At 58.8% G+C, this 15,726-nt stretch carries 17 protein-coding genes; 8 read left to right on the plus strand and 9 right to left on the minus strand.

Annotation, left to right across the window (positions count from 1 at the left end):
- Window positions 1-43: 43 nt before the first annotated feature.
- The 4 genes from ACR0KC_RS16885 to ACR0KC_RS16900 all read right to left on the minus strand — a co-directional run bounded on the left by ACR0KC_RS16885 (window position 44) and on the right by ACR0KC_RS16900 (window position 2,447).
- A complete protein-coding gene (locus ACR0KC_RS16885) occupies window positions 44-1,015 on the minus strand; it encodes a sterol desaturase family protein (protein WP_170566270.1) in 972 nt (323 codons plus the stop codon).
- Window positions 1,012-1,398, minus strand: coding sequence for a hypothetical protein (locus tag ACR0KC_RS16890; RefSeq protein ID WP_170408353.1), 387 nt, complete (start codon window positions 1,396-1,398; stop codon window positions 1,012-1,014). The genes ACR0KC_RS16885 and ACR0KC_RS16890 overlap by 4 nt, the downstream gene beginning before the upstream one ends.
- 59 nt (window positions 1,399-1,457) lie before the next feature.
- Window positions 1,458-1,787 (minus strand): hypothetical protein, encoded by a 330-nt coding sequence (locus ACR0KC_RS16895; protein WP_170395756.1) that lies wholly within the window; start codon window positions 1,785-1,787, stop codon window positions 1,458-1,460.
- Between the two features lie 93 nt (window positions 1,788-1,880).
- Window positions 1,881-2,447, minus strand: a complete 567-nt coding sequence (locus tag ACR0KC_RS16900) for a TlpA disulfide reductase family protein (RefSeq protein ID WP_170395758.1) — start codon at window positions 2,445-2,447, stop codon at window positions 1,881-1,883.
- 21 nt (window positions 2,448-2,468) lie between these two features.
- Here ACR0KC_RS16900 and argH point away from each other — a divergent pair, with 21 nt between their 5' ends.
- The 4 genes from argH to ACR0KC_RS16920 all read left to right on the plus strand — a co-directional run bounded on the left by argH (window position 2,469) and on the right by ACR0KC_RS16920 (window position 8,181).
- Entirely contained in the window at window positions 2,469-3,857 is a 1,389-nt protein-coding gene (gene argH, locus ACR0KC_RS16905) for an argininosuccinate lyase (RefSeq protein WP_170408352.1), read from the plus strand.
- A complete protein-coding gene (locus tag ACR0KC_RS16910; protein WP_170395762.1) occupies window positions 3,857-4,039 on the plus strand; it encodes an argininosuccinate lyase in 183 nt (60 codons plus the stop codon). Before argH ends, ACR0KC_RS16910 begins: the two co-directional genes overlap by 1 nt.
- 293 nt (window positions 4,040-4,332) lie before the next feature.
- A complete protein-coding gene (lysA, locus tag ACR0KC_RS16915) occupies window positions 4,333-5,598 on the plus strand; it encodes a diaminopimelate decarboxylase (RefSeq protein WP_223117535.1) in 1,266 nt (421 codons plus the stop codon).
- A gap of 96 nt (window positions 5,599-5,694) precedes the next feature.
- Window positions 5,695-8,181, plus strand: a complete 2,487-nt coding sequence (locus ACR0KC_RS16920; RefSeq protein WP_480772051.1) for a TIGR02302 family protein — start codon at window positions 5,695-5,697, stop codon at window positions 8,179-8,181.
- Here ACR0KC_RS16920 and ACR0KC_RS16925 read toward each other — a convergent pair.
- Complete coding sequence (locus ACR0KC_RS16925; protein ID WP_170597269.1) at window positions 8,178-8,945, minus strand: zinc-ribbon domain-containing protein; 768 nt, start codon at window positions 8,943-8,945, stop codon at window positions 8,178-8,180. The two genes, ACR0KC_RS16920 and ACR0KC_RS16925, sit on opposite strands and share 4 nt — an antisense overlap.
- Before the next feature lie 182 nt (window positions 8,946-9,127).
- On the opposite strand from ACR0KC_RS16925, the gene ACR0KC_RS16930 reads away from it, so the two are divergent.
- The 4 genes from ACR0KC_RS16930 to ACR0KC_RS16945 are packed head-to-tail and all read left to right on the plus strand — an operon-like array spanning window position 9,128 to window position 12,033.
- Window positions 9,128-9,805, plus strand: a complete 678-nt coding sequence (locus ACR0KC_RS16930; protein ID WP_170423929.1) for a cell division ATP-binding protein FtsE — start codon at window positions 9,128-9,130, stop codon at window positions 9,803-9,805.
- Complete coding sequence (locus ACR0KC_RS16935; RefSeq protein ID WP_170408348.1) at window positions 9,802-10,701, plus strand: FtsX-like permease family protein; 900 nt, start codon at window positions 9,802-9,804, stop codon at window positions 10,699-10,701. The genes ACR0KC_RS16930 and ACR0KC_RS16935 overlap by 4 nt, the downstream gene beginning before the upstream one ends.
- Window positions 10,701-11,441 (plus strand): lysophospholipid acyltransferase family protein, encoded by a 741-nt coding sequence (locus tag ACR0KC_RS16940; protein WP_480571499.1) that lies wholly within the window; start codon window positions 10,701-10,703, stop codon window positions 11,439-11,441. Before ACR0KC_RS16935 ends, ACR0KC_RS16940 begins: the two co-directional genes overlap by 1 nt.
- The gene (locus ACR0KC_RS16945; RefSeq protein WP_170395774.1) at window positions 11,428-12,033 is read left to right on the plus strand and encodes a pyridoxamine 5'-phosphate oxidase family protein; all 606 of its coding nucleotides are present in this window, start codon (window positions 11,428-11,430) and stop codon (window positions 12,031-12,033) included. The genes ACR0KC_RS16940 and ACR0KC_RS16945 overlap by 14 nt, the downstream gene beginning before the upstream one ends.
- Before the next feature lie 17 nt (window positions 12,034-12,050).
- Here ACR0KC_RS16945 and ACR0KC_RS16950 read toward each other — a convergent pair whose 3' ends face one another.
- The 4 genes from ACR0KC_RS16950 to odhB form a co-directional block, all read right to left on the minus strand.
- Window positions 12,051-12,359 (minus strand): EthD family reductase, encoded by a 309-nt coding sequence (locus ACR0KC_RS16950; protein WP_170513910.1) that lies wholly within the window; start codon window positions 12,357-12,359, stop codon window positions 12,051-12,053.
- Window positions 12,360-12,480: 121 nt separating this feature from the next.
- A complete protein-coding gene (gene lpdA / locus ACR0KC_RS16955) occupies window positions 12,481-13,869 on the minus strand; it encodes a dihydrolipoyl dehydrogenase (RefSeq protein WP_170465907.1) in 1,389 nt (462 codons plus the stop codon).
- Between the two features lie 71 nt (window positions 13,870-13,940).
- A complete protein-coding gene (locus tag ACR0KC_RS16960) occupies window positions 13,941-14,210 on the minus strand; it encodes a hypothetical protein (RefSeq protein ID WP_170395780.1) in 270 nt (89 codons plus the stop codon).
- 1 nt (window position 14,211) lies between these two features.
- Entirely contained in the window at window positions 14,212-15,726 is a 1,515-nt protein-coding gene (gene odhB / locus ACR0KC_RS16965) for a 2-oxoglutarate dehydrogenase complex dihydrolipoyllysine-residue succinyltransferase (protein ID WP_480791437.1), read from the minus strand.

The raw sequence follows: 15,726 nt of genomic DNA on the forward strand, positions 1-15,726 counted from the left end.
CGCTTGTGCCAAATTTCAAGCAAAGAAAAGGTCTTTTTGAGATCTAGGCCCGCTTGGCTGTGGAAGCAGGTGATTTGGTGCCGAACTGCTCGAATCCCGGTGTGCCATGATCTTGCGGATGGCGGACAAGGTGCTTGGCCTTGATCTGTTGGGAATTGTCGCGGCTTCCATCGTGGCTATAGCCCGGAGGGGCAAAACAATAAGCCAGACGTTGGCGCAAGGACAGGCCCGGTTGGGTGGCGTCCCGCCAGATTCCAACCCATTCATGAAACGCCACGCGCAGCGGATTGAACGTGCCGATATTGTGGACAAGCCCATAGTCGACCTTGTCATCTTCTTGCTCGGGGACAAATGTGCCGAACATCTTGTCCCAGATGATAAAGACACCCGCATAGTTGCAATCAAGATATCGCGCATTTCGCCCATGATGGGCGCGGTGGTGACTGGGCGTATTCATGACGGCTTCGAACCAGCGCGGCATTTTGCCGATCGCTTCGGTATGGATCCAGAATTGGTAGATCAGGTTCAGACCTCCGACGAACAGCACCATCGCCGGGTGAAAGCCCAGCAGGATAAGCGGCGCACGTACCACCATCATGAAGGTGAATGTATAGGTCCAGGTCTGCCGTAGCGCCGTTGTCAGGTTGTAATGCTGTGAGCTGTGGTGGTTCACATGACTGGCCCAGACCCAGCGAATGCGGTGCCCAAAGCGGTGCACCCAGTAGTACCGCAGATCGTCCAGTACAAAGCACAAGATGATGACCGGGATCGAGGTCCCTAGGTTGAGCGGTGTGATCTGCCACAGCCACATGAAAAACGCATATGCGATGAAGCCCAGCAAAAAGCCCGAGGCGATATTGCCTGCCCCCATGATCAGCGAGGTCAAGGCATCGCGGGTTTCGTACCTACCGCCCCGGCCTTTGATCGCGATCCAAAGGAATTCGGCCAGAATGGCCGCGATGAAGAAGGGCACGGCCCATTGCACCGCGTCGGGAAAGCTCACGTGATCGGTCATGCGGGATCCATCAGATTTTGCCAGTGCTGGCGTTCGGTCTCATCAAGGTGGACGATGACCCGAGGAGTGCTGAAATCGTGGAACAGGACTTCAAAGCCTTCAGGATGATCCAGCCAATCGAAATCCCGTAAATGGCGGGCCACGGTATCGGCACCAAAGGACCACAGCAGACCGGCTCCGGTTTCGGTTCGGATAAGGGCGGCGTGACCATCATGGGCAACGGTTACGTCAATGATGGAATCATCTGGAAAGTGACGCAGCCACTGTTCGTGCGCTGTCTCAGGCGTCAGCACTTGCAAGCGTGACTTGCCCGTCAGATGCAGCAGCAAGGCGACCCCGGCAATGCCGCCGACGACGAGGATCAATAGTATTTCCAGCGGCATTCCATCCTCCTGCAGATAACCTGCAAGCGGGCGATTTGTCTGTCAAAGGTGGCGTGGCGTCAGCCGCTTTCCAGGCTTTCCAGAATCTCATGCTGGACGATGCGTGCGACAAACGGCATTAACCCGTCAGGGCCAGAGGCCCGATCTTTGAGATGGATGCAGATATCGGGCCTGCGCGCGGCGATGATGCCAACCATTTCTCCGCGTATCTTGTCATCAAGACCCGCGCCCATGATCGCACAGGCGATGCGCGGTTCCGCGTCCAGCTGCCGCCGCACCTCATCCTGATCATGCGCGCCCAGCCACTGAATCGGCAGGTGATCCAGTTGTTGTGCCACGTTGCCGATTACATTCGGCAACCGCCCAATCAACAGAACTACCGGTTTCATCGGAGTCTCCCTTTCTTCCGGTCGCAAACGAAAACCGGCCCGTTGGGGCCGGTCTCATTCTAACACAGATTTTCTGCAAGAGCGCGCGGGACCTCAGCTATTGCCTTCGACAAGCGCTGAAATTATCGCCTTGGCACTGTCCGAGTTCCATTCTGCATCACCGATCAGGCGTGCGATCTCATTGCCATCGGGGTCGATGATCACAGTGATCGGCAGGCCAATCACTCCCATTTCGCGTGCAACCGCCTGTTTCGGATCCTGATGACGCGGCAAGTTGTCGATGCCGTTTTCGTCAAAGAACTTCTTGATCCCGGCAGGTGTGTTGCGACCGGTCGCCAGGGTCAGAACCTCGAATTTGTCACCGCCAAACTCCTGTTGCAGTTCAGCGATCTGAGGCATTTCTTTGCGGCACGGCGCACACCATGTGGCCCAGAAGTTCAGCAGCACATACTTGCCTTTGTAGTCGGCCAGCGATCCGGTGCCGCCATCATCTTCTAGTTCAAAATCGACCACTTTGACCGGCTTGGGCTCACTATGCAGGATCAGCCGCTTCAGGCTGCCCTCACGCAATGGGCCAAGCGTTGCCGCATCTGTTGCCAAAGCGGCGTTTGCACCCAGCGCTAGGGCCATATAAAGGGGGATCAGACGTAACAGGCGCATATCAACTCCGGGTTTTCTTTCATGACCGATCAATCTTCGAACCAGATGTGGGGCGGCCGCTTTGCCGCTGGTCCAGACGCGATCATGGAGGCGATAAATGCCTCGATCGGGTTCGATCAGCGGATGGCAGCCCAGGACATCGCAGGCTCGCGCGCCCATGCCGCCATGCTGGCTGCCACAGGCGTTATTACTGATAGTGATGCGCACGCCATTCGGGAAGGCCTGCTCACCGTTTTGTCAGAAATTCAGAACGGAGAATTTCAGTTCTCGACTGCGCTGGAAGACATTCACATGAATGTCGAGGCGCGACTGAAAGAGGTGATCGGAGAACCCGCAGGCCGTCTGCACACGGGCCGGTCGCGAAACGACCAGGTGGCGACCGATTTCAAACTCTGGGTTCGCGACCAGCTAGATGCCGCAGAATCCGGTCTTCTGGCCCTGATCCGCGCGCTTTTGGCGCAGGCCGAGGCCGGGGCAGACTGGGTCATGCCCGGTTTCACCCACCTGCAAACCGCGCAGCCAGTAACCTGGGGTCACCACATGATGGCCTATGTCGAGATGTTTGGCCGCGATCTGTCCCGCGTGCGCGACGCCCGTGCCCGGATGAACGAATCCCCCTTGGGCGCAGCCGCGTTGGCCGGGACCTCTTTCCCAATCGACCGCCAGATGACAGCTGAGGCGCTGGGCTTCGACCGCCCCGCAGCCAACTCATTGGACGCTGTCAGCGACCGCGACTTCGCGTTGGAGTTCCTGTCGACCGCCTCGATTTGCGCCATGCACTTGTCGCGCTTTGCCGAGGAATTGGTAATCTGGTCCTCGGCCCAATTCCGGTTTGTATCACTGTCTGATCGCTTCTCGACTGGTTCATCAATCATGCCGCAAAAGAAGAACCCCGATGCAGCTGAGCTCATCCGTGCCAAGGTTGGCCGCATATTTGGTGCGAATACTGGCCTGATGATGGTGATGAAGGGGCTGCCGCTGACCTATTCCAAGGACATGCAGGAAGACAAAGAACAGGTATTTGATGCGGCAGATAACTGGATGCTGGCACTTGCCGCGATGGAAGGCATGGTCAAGGACATGACCGCCAATCGCGAAAGCCTGGCTGCCGCTGCCGGGTCTGGCTTTTCAACTGCGACCGACCTGGCCGACTGGTTGGTCCGCGTGCTGGGCCTGCCCTTCCGCGACGCGCACCATGTCACTGGATCGCTGGTGGCCATGGCTGAAAGCAAGGGCTGCGACCTACCGGATCTGACGCTGGAGGACATGCAATCGGTCCACGCGGACATCACCGACGACGTCTATTCTGTTCTTACCGTCGAAAATTCGGTAAACTCTCGCCAATCCTATGGCGGCACCGCACCGGATCAGGTGCGGGCCCAGATCAAGCGATGGAAGGCGCTGGTGTAATGCAGATACGACGGGTGGTGCTATTGATTGCGGTCGCAGCGGCCTTGGCCGGGTGTGGTGCCGATGGCGAACCCATACAGCCCACCATGAGCGCAAGCGTCGGCGTAGGCAGCAGCGGCACCTATGGTGGTGTTGGCGTTGGTCTCAGACGCGGTGGGCTGGGCGTTTATCTGGGGCTCTGAACTCCAAAATTGCAATTTGCTGATCGCACACCCATCTGCATCTGACACATCCTGAATGACAAAGAGAAAATGCATGAGACCTGCCGGCCTGATCCTCTGCCTCGCCGTACTTGCAGCTTGCGACCCGTCAGGCGCACCCCGAACGGAACCAACCGCCGCACCTAGCGGGTCCGGGGTCTCGGTTTCAGGATATGCGAGGGTTGGCGCGTCAAAGACATTCTGAACCGCGACGGTGACCACAACCCTACCGGAATCATTTGATCCACATACCTCTTTTGGTCTAAGCGCGCGGTATGGATCATTTTCTCTACCGCGACGGCGCGCTTTTCGCCGAGGATGTGCCAATCTCCGAAATCGCTGCCGCGGTCGGAACCCCGTTCTATGTCTATTCGACGGCGACGCTGCAGCGGCATTTCAAGCTGTTCGATGACGCGCTTGAGGGCACTGATCACCTAGTCTGCTATGCGATGAAAGCGGCCAGCAATCAGGCCATCCTGAAGACGCTGGCGCAGGCAGGTGCGGGAATGGATGTGGTTTCGGGCGGGGAATATCTGCGCGCCAAAGCCGCGGGCGTGCCCGGAGACAAGATTGTCTTTTCGGGCGTCGGCAAGACAGCGGATGAGATTCGTACCGCTCTGACCGGTGGCATTCGTCAGTTCAACGTCGAATCCGAGCCCGAAATGCAGGTGATCAATGCGGTTGCACTGGAATTGGGCAAGGTTGCGCCGATCACTGTTCGGGTGAATCCGGACGTGGATGCAAAAACCCACGCCAAGATCGCCACCGGCAAGTCCGAGAACAAGTTCGGTATCCCAATCTCGCGTGCGACCGAGGTTTATGCACTGGCCGCAAGCCTTCCGGGACTGGAGGTGATTGGGATCGATGTCCATATCGGATCGCAACTAACCGAGCTTGAGCCGTTTGAACTGGCTTATATGAAGGTTGCGGAACTGACAGAGCGCCTACGCGCAGAGGGGCATAACATCCGCCGCCTCGATCTGGGCGGTGGTTTGGGTATTCCTTATGCCCGTTCCAACGACGCGCCTCCGCTGCCGGTTGAATATGGTGCGATGGTCAAGAAAACACTGGGCCATCTGGGCTGCGAGATCGAGATTGAGCCCGGTCGACTGATCGCTGGCAATGCGGGTCTGATGGTGTCCAAGGTCATCTATGTTAAATCCGGCGAAGACCGCGATTTCCTGATCCTCGATGGCGCAATGAACGACCTGATCCGCCCCGCGATGTATGAGGCGTATCATGATATAGTGGCGGTCGAAGAACCTGCCGCAGGGGTCGAACAGCGCCCGTATGATATCGTTGGTCCGGTCTGTGAATCCGGGGATACCTTTGCAAAACAACGCAACATGCCGGCTTTGAAATCGGGCGATCTTATCGCATTCCGCAGTGCAGGTGCCTACGGTGCAGTCATGTCTAGCGAATACAATACGCGGCCCCTGATCCCTGAGGTTCTGGTGAACGGGGATCAATTTGCCGTAATTCGTGAACGCCCAAGCTTTGACGAAATCATAAACCGCGATACCATACCTGAGTGGCTTTGACGCGATAGGCGCGTCGGGCCGATCAGGAGGCCCGCCTTGCGCGACAACCAGACCTTGCCAATTCCAAGACTGTCCCTGTGGCTGACGCACGGGGGTATGCTGGCTGAGCAGGTGATGCGCGCCTTCTGGCCGTTCTTTTCTATTCTTATGGCGCTGCTGGCCGCCCTGATGCTGGGTCTGCACGATCTTGTGCGCATTGAAGCCGTTTGGATTTCTGCAGCGATCGGATTGATTGCTTTAATTGCGACAGCGGTTTTGGGAATCAGACGGTTCCACCTGCCAACCCGGGCCGAGGCGCTGGTTCGGCTGGATGAAACCCTGCCCGGACGCCCGATACAAGCACTGATGGACGATCAGGCAATCGGTGCGATGGATGCGGATTCGGTGGCACTGTGGCATGCGCACCAGACGCGCATGGCAGATCGTGCATCAAAGGCCGATCCGGTGAAACCCGACTTGCGGCTGGCGTCTCGCGATCCCTATGCGCTTCGCTATGCTGCCTTATTGGTACTCGTCGTTGCGGCTCTGTTCGGCTCGTTCTGGCGGATAGGCTCGGTCGCTGACATGACGCCGGGGACCGCTCAGGCGGGGCAGGGCCCGACTTGGGAGGGTTGGATTGAACCGCCGCGCTACACCGGGCTGCCAACGCTCTACCTTGCCGATCAGACCGATCCGACGTTGACGGTGCCTAAAGGCAGCCGCATCACACTTCGGTTCTACGGCGAGATCGGCGCGCACAGCCTGACAGAATCTTCGACACCTCTGGGCACCGAAGCCGCGACGGACCCGGAACAGGAATTTGTTGCGGAACGCTCGGGCCAAATGCGGATTGATGGCCCGGCAGGGCGCGATTGGGCGCTTGAGATCCTTCCGGACACTGCGCCCAGGATCGCGACGGCAGGAGTGGCGCAATCAGAGGCTGGCGGACAGATGAAGCTGCCCTTCGCTGCTGCGGATGACTATGGAATCGTCTCCGGCACAGCCCGGATCGAATTGGACCTGCTAGCGGTCAACCGTCAATTCGGTCTTGCGACCGAGCCAGAACCGCGCGAGATCATTACGGTCGAGTTGCCAATGCCGATTACAGGCGATCGGACCGATTTCACCGAAGACTTGATCGAGGATTTCTCGCAGCACCCTTGGGCACATTTGCCGGTGAAAATAACCCTCATGGCCATCGATGCGGCGGATCAAGAGACGGTGGCAGAACCTTATCTGACAGAACTGCCGGCCCGTAGGTTCTTTGACCCATTGGCTGCTGCGGTGATCGAACAGCGGCGCGATCTGCTCTGGTCGCGCGAAAATGCGCTGCGTGTATCGCAATTGCTGCGCGCGGTTTCGCACCTACCCGAGGACCTGTTCCGCTCAGATACAGCGTATCTGCGTCTGCGTGTGATCCTGCGGCGGCTGGAGACCTTCGACAAATACGGCGCACTGAACGTCAAACAGCAGGAAGAAATTGCGCAAGCGCTGTGGGATCTGGCGGTTCTGATCGAGGATGGCACGCTGGCCGACGCACTGGAACGGATGCGCCGTGCGCAGGAGCGTCTGACCGAAGCGATGCAGAACGGTGCCAGCGACGAAGAGATTGCCGAACTGATGCAGGAGCTGCGCGAAGCGACACAGGATTACATGCGGCAACTCCAGCGTCTGGCGCAGGAAAACGGTGAGACGCAGCAAGGACAGCAGGGCCAGAACGGCGAAACCCTGCAGATGACGCAGGATGACCTGCAGCGAATGATGGACCGCATTCAGGAGCTCATGGAACAAGGCCGCATGGCCGAGGCGCAGCAGGCATTAGAAGAGTTCCAGCAAATGATGGAAAACATGCGCGTCACACAAGGGCAGGGCCAAGGTGGCCAGTCCGAAGGACAGCAGGCCATGGAAGGGCTGGCAGAAACCCTGCGCGAACAACAGGGCCTCAGCGATCAGGCATTCCGCGACCTGCAGGAACAGTTCAACCCCGGTGCGCAAGCGGGCGAAAGTCAGGGCAATGAGGGTCGCAACGGTGGTCTGGGACGCGGCCAGAGCCATGAAGGCCAGGGCGGCCAGGGCCAGGGTCAGGATGAGGCTGGTGAAGGCCAGCAAGGTCAGGGGTCACTGGCGGATCGGCAGCAGGCGCTGAGGGATGAGTTGAGACGGCAACAACAAGGTCTGCCCGGCGGTGGTACACCTGAAGGCGACGCTGCGCGCGAAGCATTGGGCCGTGCGGGCCGGGCCATGGACGACGCCGAAGACGCCTTGCGCAGCGATGATCTGGCCGAGGCGATTGACCGTCAATCCGAGGCGATGGAAGCCTTGCGCGAAGGCATGCGTTCACTGGGCGAAGCCCTGGCGCAGAACCAGCAGAACCAGCCGGGTCAAGGGACCGAGGCCGGCGACATGCAGGCCAATAACCGCGATCCATTGGGTCGTACGCCAGGTTCCGCGGGATCAATCTCGACCGACGACAACTTGCTGCAAGGCGAAGATGTATATCGTCGTGCGCGCGAGTTGCTGGATGAAATCCGCCGTAGGACCGGTGAACAGGATCGGCCTCAGATCGAGTTGGAATACCTCAAGCGATTGCTCGAAAGGTTCTAGTTCTGCCCTGCGCCCCCGGTCTGTGTCTCAAGCCAAAGGCGCGCTTGATCGACCAGTGAGACATATGATTTCAGCATCGGATCAGCCTGAGGAACCGCCTCGCTGATCTGATTGGCATTGCCATATATCAGAAACAGAATGACGCCGATGATAATGATCAAGGCAAAGCCACGCAGAAACCCACCGGATTTGCGGGCCGGAGCAACGGCTTCAGCTTCGTCCGATGTCAAGTCGCTGCGCAGACCCGAGTTGATCGCCTCAACATCCGGCAGCTCATCTTTCTGACCTGCGTCAGCGGCGGTTTCAGTGGCCGAGGGCCGTTTCGGTTTGACCTTGGGCTCTTCAGGCGGATCCAATGCCAGATCAGGTTGGCTTTCCAGATTGCTGCCTTCACGCTCGCGCAGCTCTGCCTCGCGTGCAGCCTCTTCCTTGAGGATGCTGGATACCGCCGGGTCTACGTTTCCAACACTCAATTCCTCGGGCGCATCGGGTTCTGGTGTGTCTTCTGCCTTAACCTTTTCTGGCTCGGCCTTGGCCGTATCGGGTTCTGGCGCATCCTCTGACTTAACATCTTCCGGTTCGGCAAAGGCTGCCTGGATTGCAGTCGCAGATTTCGCTTCCGGCTCTGCTTTGCTGGCGACTGGATACTTTTCCTGAAACCAGGTCTCTTCGCAAGCCGAGCATTGAACTTCGCGCCCGTCCTCGGGGATCACTTCGTCCGGGACTTCGTACTGGGCGCTGCAATTCGGACACGTTAAACGCATTCTGCCTCCTGGCCTTCAAGGCTGGCCTGATAATAGTTTTTTCAGGGATGATATTCCGTTAAGACCCAACAGCAAAGCGTGTTTTCGGTTTCGCGGGCCAAGTGTCGCCAATTGGCCCCGCCCAAGGCATTGAATCCACCGCTGCGCTCGGGCAAGAGGTGAGCAGAATAAAGGGGGCAGGCGTGATCGAGCTGGAGAATATCAGCTATACCTACGGCGGTGGTGAGTTGCTAAGCGATGTTTCGCTGCAATTACAGCCCGGATCGTTCCACTTTCTGACCGGGCCTTCGGGTGCGGGCAAGACCACATTGCTGAAACTCTGTTATGGCGCGTTGTTGCCAACCTCGGGCAGGTTGATGGCCTTTGGCGAGGATATCGCCCGCATGGACCGTGATCAGATGGCGCTGCTGCGCCGCCGAATTGGCGTGGTGCATCAGGATTGCCGATTTTTGGATCACATGACGCTGGCCGAGAATGTCGCGTTGCCGCTGATGGTCTCGGGGCGCTCTGAAAATGGGCAGCAGGACGATCTGACCGAACTGCTGGGCTGGGTCGGGCTTGGCAGCAGGCTTGAGGCGCACCCGCCTGAACTATCGGGGGGCGAACGCCAGCGTGCCGCATTGGCCCGCGCAGTCATCCTATCGCCCGATGTGGTGCTTGCGGATGAACCCACCGGCAATGTGGACTGGGAGATGTCGCAACGACTTCTGCGCCTGTTGGTCGAATTGAACAGGATGGGAAAAACCGTGCTGATCGCCACCCATGACCTAAGCCTGATCCGCGCCGCCAAAAGCCAAGTTCAGGCTCGCGTTCTGCGTATCGCGCAGCGCCGGGTGCAGCTTGCGGGGGCGGATCTATGAGCAAGGGCACGATCCGCAATTTGCTGCGCCGTGACAGCCGCGCCGACCGGGTGGTGCCACCCACGGGCTTTACCGCGCAATTGACCCTGTTCGTGTCTGGTGCAATGGCCTTTCTGGCGGTTTTTGCGCTGGCTCTTTCGTTAGCCTCGGGCCGTGTGGCGGATCGTTGGGCTTCAGAGTTGGCGGGGGCAGCGACCTTGCGGATCAATGCCCCTGCAGATCAACGTGCGGCGCAAACCGAGGCTGCTTTGAATGTCCTCCAGCAAACGCCGGGTGTGGCTTCGGCTCGCGCGTTGACGAGCGAAGAGCAGGCCACACTGCTGTCACCCTGGTTCGGACCGGACTTGCCTCTGGACACTTTACCAATCCCGCAGCTGATAGAGATTATCGAAGGTGAGCCGGGTCTTGATGCGGCTGGCCTGCGGCTGCGGCTAGGGGCGGAGGTGCCGGGCGCAGTGCTGGATGATCACACTCGCTGGCGCGAGCCATTGGTTGATGCGGCCAATTCGCTGCGGCGTCTGGGCTGGATTTCGATCCTGCTGATCGGTGGCGCCACTGCCGCTATGATCACGCTTGCCGCCAACGCCTCGCTTGCCGCCAACGCGCAGATAATCGAGGTTCTGCGTCAGGTCGGCGCGCGGGACCGGTTCATCGCCGGAGCGTTCGTGCGCCGCTTTACGTTCCGGGCGCTGTTTGGGGCAGCGGTTGGCACCTTGCTGGGTATGACGGGTGTATTGTTGCTCCCTGAAGCCTCGGATGCGGGTGGTTTTCTCACTGGCCTTGGGTTTCAGGGTATCGGTTGGATCCTGCCCGTGCTGATCCCGGTATTGGGCGCGGCCGTTGCGTTTCTGGCCACATGGTCAGCCGCGCAGCGCAAGTTGAAGGAGCTTTCGTGATGTTCATGGCTATTCAATGGGTCCGGTCGCTGATCTTTATGATCACCATCTATGCCTGGATGCTGGTGCTGGGGCTTGTCTTTGCCCCCTATGCGCTGTTCGCCAAGCGTGGCGCATTGCGAGCATGCAAAACCTATGCGCGCACAACCAAGTGGTTGGCCCGCTGGATGGTTGGTATTCGCTGCGAAGTGCGCGGGGAAGTCCCACATGGCGAGGTTGTGATCGGCGCCAAGCACCAGTCGTTTCTGGACATCATCATAATCTTCGACGCCATCCCACACGGCAAATTCATCATGAAGCGAGAGCTTCTGTGGACGCCGGTCATCGGAATGTATGCGCGCCGTCTGGGATGTATCCCGGTCAATCGCGGCAAACGCGGGGCGGCGGTTGCGAAGATGGTCAAGGATGTCGCCCGCGAGTTCAGCGAACCCGGTCAGTTGGTGATCTACCCGCAAGGTACGCGCGTCGCGCCTGGGGTGCACAAGCCCTACAAGGTTGGAACGGCGGTTCTGTATGAAGGGCTCGGGTTCCCGTGCGTACCCGTTGCCACAAATGCGGGCGTCTTCTGGCCCAGAACCGGTGTCATGCGCAAGCCCGGCACGGCGATTGTCGATTTCCTTAATCCAATCGAACCCGGCGTTGCGCGGAATGCCTTTCTGGAACGGCTGGAAAACGTGATTGAGACACGGTCCAACGAACTGATGCGAGAAGTGGGGTTTGACCCGGATGGAATTCGTTAAGGATATCACTGCCCTTGAGGCTCTGTATGGCACGCCCGGAGCAGCCTCGATCCGCAAAGTGGCGCGGCGGCTAACACCGCTCTACCGCAAATGGATTATGGCCTCACGCTTGTGTATCCTCAGCACCGTCGGCTCCGAAGGTGTCGATGGCAGCCCGCGTGGAGATGAAGGGCCAGTTGTGTTGGAGCTGGACCAAGGCACCCTGGCACTGCCGGATTGGCGGGGAAACAACCGCTTGGATTCCCTGCGAAATATCGTACTCGATCCACGCGTCTCATTGTTGTTCATGGTGCCCGGTTCGAACAATGTGGTTCGGGTAAATGGGAACGCTCAACTGACTGCTGATGAAGCCCTGCGCGCCCGGTTCGAAAAACACGGAAAACGCCCCGCAACCGTAATCGTAATCGAGATATCCGAGATTTACACACAATGCGCGCGCGCCCTGATCCGGGCCAGAACCTGGAGTGGCCACGATGAAAGCGAGGGCCTGCCGACGGCTGGCGAGATATTGTCGGAAATGACGTCAGGAGAGGAAGGCGGCGCGCAATATGATCAGGAATGGGGTGCCCGCGCCGCTAGAACCATGTGGTAGGCAAGGATGGCTCTGATTCAGCCGATCACCTCACCGATCAGCATCTGCGGTTTGACATTGGTGAAGTTTGGCAGATCGGCCAGGACAGGGCCTGCCTTTGACATAGCGTCGTTCATGGCGTCCTGATCTTCAAACATGATCGTTGCGATCGCGTAATGACCTGCTGGCGCTTCAGGGCCTCCCGCAATGCCTTTGGTTACGACCGTACGTTCGATATGTGACCCCATGTGCTCGCCGACAAGCGGAAGATGTGTGTCGACATAATAGTCGAAATCGAAATGTGTTTCTGTACCTATGGGATAGATCACCTGTAAACTGACGCTCATCTGACTTCCTTTCCAAAAGCAATGGAGTCAGTAAACCGCGTCTGATCACCTGCCGCAAATGGTTTTGAGCGACACGGGGTGCCGCTCAAGGAGACTAGGTAGAGGACCTGCTCAGGTTTGGTCAGCTATGAATTGGCCCGTCACCACAGGCGAGCGCCGCCTCGCGCACTGCTTCGGAATAGGTCGGGTGAGCGTGACAGGTCAGGGCCAGATCTTCGGCTGATGCGCCGAATTCCATGGCGACGCAAACCTCGTGGATCAGGTCTCCGGCCGCGGGGCCGATGATATGCGCGCCCAGAATGCGATCGGTTTCTTTGTCTGCCAGAATCTTGACGAACCCGTCGGCTGCGAAATTCGCCTTGGCCCGGCCATTGCCCATGAACATGAACTTGCCGACCTTGTAGGCGCGGCCCTGTTCTTTGAGTGTCGCTTCGGTCTCACCCACATTGGCCACCTCGGGCCAAGTGTAGATGACCCCAGGAATAACACCATAGTTCACATGACCATGCTTGCCTGCAACCTGCTCGGCTGCGGCCATGCCCTCGTCTTCAGCCTTGTGGGCCAGCATCGGGCCTTCGGTCACGTCGCCGATGGCGTAGATGCCCGGCACGTTGGTCTGCCAATCACTGCCGACCTTGATCTGGCCGCGCGGGGTCATCTCGACGCCCAAAGCGTCCAGCCCCAGCCCATCCGAATATGGCTTGCGCCCGGTGGCCACCAGCACAGTATCGGCATCGATGACATGCTCGCTGTCATCCTTGAGCAGCTTGTACGTTACCTTGGCTTTGGTCTTGGTGGCTTCGGTCTTTTGCACCGCAGCGCCCATGACGAACTTCAAACCCTGTTTCTTCAGGATACGCTGGAAAGTCTTCTGAACCTCGGGGTCCATACCCGGCGTGATTTCCTTGAGGAATTCGATCACCGTCACCTCTGCGCCCAAACGGCTGTAGACCGAGCCCAATTCAAGCCCGATCACACCGGCACCGATCACAATCATTTTCTTGGGAACTTTGCCCAGAGACAACGCGCCAGTCGAAGTCACCACGACCTTTTCGTCAACCTCGACGCCAGGCAGTGCCGATGGCTCAGAGCCCGACGCGATAATGATGTTCTTGGTCTCATGGACCTCATCACCAACCTTGACCTTGCCCGCAGCAGGGATTGAGCCCCAACCTTTCAGCCAATCGATCTTGTTCTTCTTGAACAGAAACTCGATGCCCTTGGTGTTGCCATCGATCACCTCGTCCTTGTAGGCCTGCATCTGCTTCCAATCGACCGAAGGTGACTTCCCCTTCAGACCCATCTTTGCAAAGTTGTGTTCGGCTTCGTGCAACTGATGGCTGGCATGCAACAATGCTTTCGAGGGGATGCAGCCCACGTTCAGGCAAGTCCCACCCAGCGTCTCGCGCCCCTCGACAACTGCGGTTTTAAGGCCCAGTTGGGCGCAACGGATGGCGCAGACATAGCCGCCTGGTCCGGCGCCGATTACGATGACGTCATAATTTGCCATTACATTCTCCTAAATCGACCGGCTGATCCGGCAGCGTCCCGATCCGGTATGGCGGGTCGGGTACCTATATTTCAAACGGGTTCCAGCAGCTTGATTGATATATGCGCAATGCCGCCGCGTTCATGGTGCATCGCCAGTTCTTCGGACCCAAAAAAGGCTTTGGCCTTATCCAGATTCATAACCTCGAACATCGCTATCGCATGATCCCGCTGATCTGGATCGCGCCAGACATGCAGGTCGCGGATACCCGCGGCCTTGCGCATCGGTTGATCCTCGCGGAACACCTTCAGCCAGGCATCGAAATCGGCCACATCGGCTTGCCACAGTACATGAGTCGCCATCTTACAGATCCATCAGCAGGCGACGCGGGTCTTCCAGCGCCTCTTTTACGCGGACAAGGAATGTCACAGCACCCTTGCCGTCCACAATACGGTGATCATAGGACAGCGCCAGATACATCATCGGGCGGATTTTGATCTCACCATTGATGACCATGGGACGATCCTGGATCTTGTGCATGCCCAGAATGCCCGATTGCGGCGGGTTCAGGATCGGTGAAGACATCAGCGAGCCGTAGACGCCTCCGTTCGAGATGGTGAAAGTGCCGCCCTGCATTTCCGCCATTGAGAGTTTACCGTCACGGGCGCGCTTGCCCTTTTCGGCGATGGCTTTCTCGATCGCTGCGAAAGACATGGAGTCCGCATCCCGGATGACTGGAACCACCAGCCCTTGCGGCGTACCTGCGGCCACACCCATATGCACGAAGTTCTTGTAGACGATGTCATTGCCGTCGATCTCGGCATTCACTTCGGGCACTTCTTTCAGCGCATGACAGCAGGCCTTGGTGAAAAAGGACATAAACCCCAGACGTACGCCATGCTTCTTCTCGAACTGGTCCTTGTACTGGTTGCGCAAGGCCATCACCTCAGTCATGTCCACCTCGTTATAGGTGGTCAGGATCGCGGCGGTGTTCTGCGCGTCCTTCAGGCGCTTGGCGATGGTCTGGCGCAGACGGGTCATGCGCACGCGCTCTTCGCGGCTCGCATCCTCGGCAGCCACAGGCGCGCGCGGAGCTTGGGCAGCGGGGGCGGGCACAGCCGCCGCAGGCGCTGGGGCCGTAGCTGCTGCAACTGCCTTTGCCACGTCTTCTTTCATGATACGACCATCGCGTCCGGTGCCAGTGACTTGATCCGCAGACAGACCAGCTTCGGCCATCGCTTTCTCAGCCGATGGAGCGTTGGACACGTCTTTACCTGTGCTGGCTGCAGTCGGAGCGGCGACGGCTGCCACCGGAGCCGCTGCCGCACCTGCGGCTGCGCCCGAGATCACCGCCAATTTGGCAGAAGCATCGACCGTGCTGCCTTCAGGCGCAACGATTTCAGCCAGAACGCCTGCCGCCGGGGCAGGGACCTCGACCGAGACCTTGTCGGTTTCCAATTCGCACAGCATTTCATCCTGTGCAACGCTGTTGCCGACCTGTTTGAACCATGTCGAGACTGTAGCCTCGGTGACGGATTCACCCAATGTCGGCACCATCACATCTACACTGCCGCCTGATGCTGCGGGTGCCGCTGCCGCCGGGGCCGGGGCCGCCGCTGCCGGAGCAGGCGCAGCCGCTTCGCCCGCCGCTATCGTGGCAAGCAGGGCATCGACGCCCACGGTCTCACCTTCGGCTGCAACGATCTCACCCATCACGCCAACAGCGGGTGAGGGCACCTCGACCGTGACCTTGTCGGTCTCAAGTTCACATAGCATCTCATCTACGGCGACTGCATCGCCGGGTTTTTTGAACCAAGTCGCAACGGTGGCTTCGGTGACAGACTCGCCCAGCGTGGGAACACGAACTTCAATCGTCAT

This window comes from Ruegeria sp. CF3 (assembly GCF_056537365.1).

What these genes read in the sequence shown, in the direction of transcription:
- ACR0KC_RS16885 (WP_170566270.1), bottom strand. Translation starts at nt 1,015, where the DNA reads ATGACCGATCACGTGAGCTTTCCCGACGCGGTGCAATGGGCCGTGCCC.
- ACR0KC_RS16890 (WP_170408353.1), bottom strand. Translation starts at nt 1,398, where the DNA reads ATGCCGCTGGAAATACTATTGATCCTCGTCGTCGGCGGCATTGCCGGG.
- ACR0KC_RS16895 (WP_170395756.1), bottom strand. Translation starts at nt 1,787, where the DNA reads ATGAAACCGGTAGTTCTGTTGATTGGGCGGTTGCCGAATGTAATCGGC.
- ACR0KC_RS16900 (WP_170395758.1), bottom strand. Translation starts at nt 2,447, where the DNA reads ATGCGCCTGTTACGTCTGATCCCCCTTTATATGGCCCTAGCGCTGGGT.
- argH (WP_170408352.1), top strand. Translation starts at nt 2,469, where the DNA reads ATGACCGATCAATCTTCGAACCAGATGTGGGGCGGCCGCTTTGCCGCT.
- ACR0KC_RS16910 (WP_170395762.1), top strand. Translation starts at nt 3,857, where the DNA reads ATGCAGATACGACGGGTGGTGCTATTGATTGCGGTCGCAGCGGCCTTG.
- lysA (WP_223117535.1), top strand. Translation starts at nt 4,333, where the DNA reads ATGGATCATTTTCTCTACCGCGACGGCGCGCTTTTCGCCGAGGATGTG.
- ACR0KC_RS16920 (WP_480772051.1), top strand. Translation starts at nt 5,695, where the DNA reads ATGCTGGCTGAGCAGGTGATGCGCGCCTTCTGGCCGTTCTTTTCTATT.
- ACR0KC_RS16925 (WP_170597269.1), bottom strand. Translation starts at nt 8,945, where the DNA reads ATGCGTTTAACGTGTCCGAATTGCAGCGCCCAGTACGAAGTCCCGGAC.
- ACR0KC_RS16935 (WP_170408348.1), top strand. Translation starts at nt 9,802, where the DNA reads ATGAGCAAGGGCACGATCCGCAATTTGCTGCGCCGTGACAGCCGCGCC.
- ACR0KC_RS16940 (WP_480571499.1), top strand. Translation starts at nt 10,701, where the DNA reads ATGTTCATGGCTATTCAATGGGTCCGGTCGCTGATCTTTATGATCACC.
- ACR0KC_RS16945 (WP_170395774.1), top strand. Translation starts at nt 11,428, where the DNA reads ATGGAATTCGTTAAGGATATCACTGCCCTTGAGGCTCTGTATGGCACG.
- ACR0KC_RS16950 (WP_170513910.1), bottom strand. Translation starts at nt 12,359, where the DNA reads ATGAGCGTCAGTTTACAGGTGATCTATCCCATAGGTACAGAAACACAT.
- lpdA (WP_170465907.1), bottom strand. Translation starts at nt 13,869, where the DNA reads ATGGCAAATTATGACGTCATCGTAATCGGCGCCGGACCAGGCGGCTAT.
- ACR0KC_RS16960 (WP_170395780.1), bottom strand. Translation starts at nt 14,210, where the DNA reads ATGGCGACTCATGTACTGTGGCAAGCCGATGTGGCCGATTTCGATGCC.
- odhB (WP_480791437.1), bottom strand. Translation starts at nt 15,726, where the DNA reads ATGACGATTGAAGTTCGTGTTCCCACGCTGGGCGAGTCTGTCACCGAA.